The sequence below is a fragment of the Ensifer sp. ZNC0028 genome, from assembly GCF_000799055.1.
Classification (GTDB): Bacteria; Pseudomonadota; Alphaproteobacteria; order Rhizobiales; family Rhizobiaceae; genus Ensifer.
The window spans coordinates 1-3,501 of sequence record NZ_JTLA01000234.1; the positions used below are offsets into that span (position 1 = coordinate 1).

Below are 3,501 nucleotides of genomic sequence, written 5' to 3' on the forward strand. Positions count from 1 at the left end.
CGTTACGGCCGCCGGCACCACCGCCGGCGTCGGGCGGGCGGTCGCGCAGCCGGTGACGAACAGCGAGGCCACGCCGACGACGAGGCCGCGGCGGGTCAGCGTGATGCCGGTCTTGTGATCGGCCGTGGAAGAAGAAGGCTCGTGTGCTTCGGTCATATCGGGCATTCAACGATTCGATTGTTGCAATGCCGCCTCAGAGGGAAGTCCTACCTTAAGGCTGCCTTAAGGGAGCGGTTAAAGGATCGCGCTCTCAGAAATGTTAGGAGTAGCGATGCGAGTCCTGATCGTCGAAGACGACGATATCCTTAGAGACGGCCTGAAGGTCGGCCTGGCGCTGGCGGGCTTCACCACCGATGCCGTCGGCACCTGCGACGCAGCAGCGACGGCGCTTGCCGCCAACGGCTTCGACGCGGTCGTGCTCGATCTGATGCTGCCCGACGGCTCCGGCCTCGACATCCTGCGGGACCTGCGCGCCAGGCAGAGCGACATTCCGGTGCTGCTGCTGACCGCACGCGACACCGTGCGCGACCGCGTCGCCGGCCTCGACACCGGCGCCGACGACTATCTCGGCAAACCCTTCGACCTCGACGAGGTCGCCGCCCGGCTTCGGGCGCTGGCCCGACGCTCCAGCGGCCGGGCGACCGCCGCGCTGGAATGGTCGACGCTCAGGCTCGATCCGGCCAGGCAATCGGTGGAACAGGCGGGCAAGCCGGTGCAGCTGTCGCGGCGCGAATACTCCATCCTGCATACGCTGATGGCGCACCCGGGGGTGATTTTCTCCAAGACCAAGCTGGAGGACAAACTCTACGGCTGGCAGGAGGAAATCGAGAGCAATGCCGTCGAGGTGCACATCCACCATCTGCGCAGCAAGCTCGGCCCGGGACTGATCGAAACCATCCGCGGCATCGGCTACCGGCTGGGCGGAGCCGGCTGATGCAATCGCTGCGCGCCCGGCTTTTCGCCATCCTCCTGATCACGACGGGCCTTCTATGGCTGTCGGCCACCGTCTGGATCTTCCTCAGCACCCGCGCCGAAGTGGAGCGCGTGCTCGACGCGCGGCTGATGGAGGCGGCGCGCATGGTGAATTCGCTAATCGTCAGCCCCGACATGATGAAGGAGGAAGGCAACACCCCCGCCAGCCGCCCGGCACAGAGCGCGATCCGGATCCCGCTGCTGGAGCACCCGCATTACGACCGCCAGCTCTCCTGTCAGATCTGGTCGCTGGATGGAACCTTGATCGGCAAGTCGGACAGCGCGCCCGACACGACGCTTGCGCCCCATGCGATGGGCTTCTCCGAAACCGTCATCAACGGCGAGACCTGGCGCGTCTTTGCGGTGGAGAATGCGAGCCTCGGCGTGCGCGTGCTCGTCGGCGACAACCTGCGCATCCGTGACCGGCTGGTCAACGACCTGGTCAAGGGGCTGCTGCTGCCGGCGCTGCTGATCATTCCGCTTCTGGCCGTCTTGATCTGGCTCTGCGTCGGGCGTGGCCTTGCGCCGCTGCGCAAGCTTGCCGGCGACCTTGCCGCGCGCGAAGCTTCCGACCTGCACGCGATCGAGGACACCGGCACGACGCGCGAGATCAGCCCGGTGCTGAAGTCGCTGAACGGCCTCTTTGCCCGCGTCGCCGGCGCCCGCGAACGCGAGCAGAATTTCATCGCCTTTGCCGCGCACGAGTTGCGCACGCCGCTCGCCGGCCTGAAGACGCAGGCGCAGGTGGCGCTTGCCAGCGACGACGGCGAAATCCGCGAAAAGGCGCTCGGGCAGATCGTCGCCGGAGTGGATCGCACAGGCAAGCTGGTGCGGCAATTGCTCGACATCGCCTCGGTCGAAGCCACCGAGAGCGCCAGGCCAGCAGCCGGTTTCGATGTCGGCGAGATGCTGGCAGGTCTCAGGACCGAACTTGCCGGTCAGCCCCATCGCGGCGATGTCGTCATCGACGCGGCGATGTCCGGCCTGCGCATCAGCATGGATCCGGACCTCTTCCGGCTCGCGGCGCGCAACCTGCTCGAAAACGCCGTCAACCATTCGCCACCGGGCACAACGGTTCGCTGCCACGCCGAGCGTCGGGACCAGCATCTGGTGATCGCGATCGACGACGAGGGCCCCGGAATCCCCGAAGAGGAAATGCCGCGCGTGACCGAGCGCTTCTTCCGCGGCCGGTTCAAGGCGGCTGCCGGCAGCGGGCTCGGCCTCAGCATCGTCGAGCGCGCGCTTGACCGCACCGGCGCCGAGCTCGAACTGCGCAACCGACCGAGCGGTGGCCTCTCGGCCCGCATCGTGTTGCCGCAAGCCCTCGCGCAGTGAGCGAGCCGGGCTGTTTCGAGCAGCAGCGGGATGCGGGCGAAAACCGCACCCGCCTTCTTCTGATATCGCTCTAGGCGCTTTTCCGCATCGGCGGGTCCGGCAGCGGCACGGCGGCCATCAGCGCCCGGGTATAGGCGTCCTGCGGATCCTCGAACACGGCCCGGCGCGTTCCCATCTCGACGATGCGGCCGCCGCGCATGACGGCGACATGGTGCGACATCCGCTCGATCACAGCCATGTCGTGCGAGACGAAGAGATAGGCAAGGCCCATCGTCTCCTGCAGTTCGAGCATCAGGTCGAGCACGCGTGCCCGAACCGAGACGTCGAGCGCTGCCACGCTTTCATCGGCGACAATCAGCTTCGGATTGACCGCCAGCGCGCGGGCAATGCAGATGCGCTGCCGCTGTCCCCCGGAAAACTCGTGCGGATAGCGGCTGGCGGCATCGGGCCCGAGGCCGACACGCCGCAGCAGATCGGCAACGCGATCCGTGCGTTCGCTGCGATTGCCGATGCCATGGATGAGCAGCGGCTCGGCAATCGCCGCCCCGACCGCCATGCGCGGGTCGAGCGAGGCATAGGGATCCTGAAAGATCATCTGCGCGGAGCGGCGCACGGGCCGCATCTGGCGTTGCGACAACGCGCCGATCTGCTGGCCGTCGATCGCCACATCGCCATCGAATGGAATGAGGCCGAGCACTGCCTTGCCGGTGGTCGACTTGCCCGATCCGCTTTCGCCGACGAGCCCCAGCGTTTCGCCGGGGAAGATGTCGAAGGAAACGTCGCTGACGGCGGCCGCCTGCTTCTTTCCGCCCAGAAGACCACCCGGTTTCTTGCCGTAAAAGACGGCGAGGTCGCGCACCGAAAGGACCGGGCTTGCAGTGCGCGGGACCGCTGCCGCAGCCGTGGCGGCGATACGCGGTGGGCCGTCGGTGCCGGCATGCGCCCCGAGCCTCGGCACGGCCGCCAATAGCTCCTGGGTGTAGCGCTCGCGCGGCGAGCGGAAGATCGGCAGCACGTCGCCCTGCTCGACGATGCGGCCCTGCTGCATGATGACCACGCGGTCGGCCATCTGCGCGACCACGCCCATGTCATGGGTGATGAGCACGATCGAGGCGCCGAATTCGCGCTTCAGCTCCTTCATCAGCGTCAGGATCTGCGCCTGCACGGTGACGTCGAGCGCCGTCGTCGGCTCGT

The 3,501-nt window shown here is 67.3% G+C and carries 3 protein-coding genes; 2 read left to right on the forward strand and 1 reads right to left on the reverse strand.

Translation table 11 applies throughout. The features are described 5' to 3' along the window. Positions 1-271 precede the first annotated feature (271 nt). Together L981_RS32760 and L981_RS32765 are read left to right on the forward strand one after the other, a co-directional pair. Positions 272-934 carry a response regulator transcription factor gene (locus L981_RS32760; protein ID WP_043627025.1) on the forward strand — a complete coding sequence of 221 codons (663 nt, stop codon included), beginning with the start codon at positions 272-274 and terminating at the stop codon, positions 932-934. Then, the gene (locus tag L981_RS32765; protein WP_043627029.1) at positions 934-2,307 is read left to right on the forward strand and encodes an ATP-binding protein; all 1,374 of its coding nucleotides are present in this window, start codon (positions 934-936) and stop codon (positions 2,305-2,307) included. The genes L981_RS32760 and L981_RS32765 overlap by 1 nt, the downstream gene beginning before the upstream one ends. Before the next feature lie 70 nt (positions 2,308-2,377). On the opposite strand, the gene L981_RS32770 is transcribed toward L981_RS32765, so the two are convergent. Beyond that, positions 2,378-3,501 (reverse strand): ABC transporter ATP-binding protein (locus tag L981_RS32770; RefSeq protein ID WP_043627031.1); only part of this gene is annotated, 1,124 nt, incomplete at its 5' end.

Coding starts and splice junctions, on each gene's coding strand:
- L981_RS32760 (WP_043627025.1), top strand. CDS start 272: ATGCGAGTCCTGATCGTCGAAGACGACGATATCCTTAGAGACGGCCTG.
- L981_RS32765 (WP_043627029.1), top strand. CDS start 934: ATGCAATCGCTGCGCGCCCGGCTTTTCGCCATCCTCCTGATCACGACG.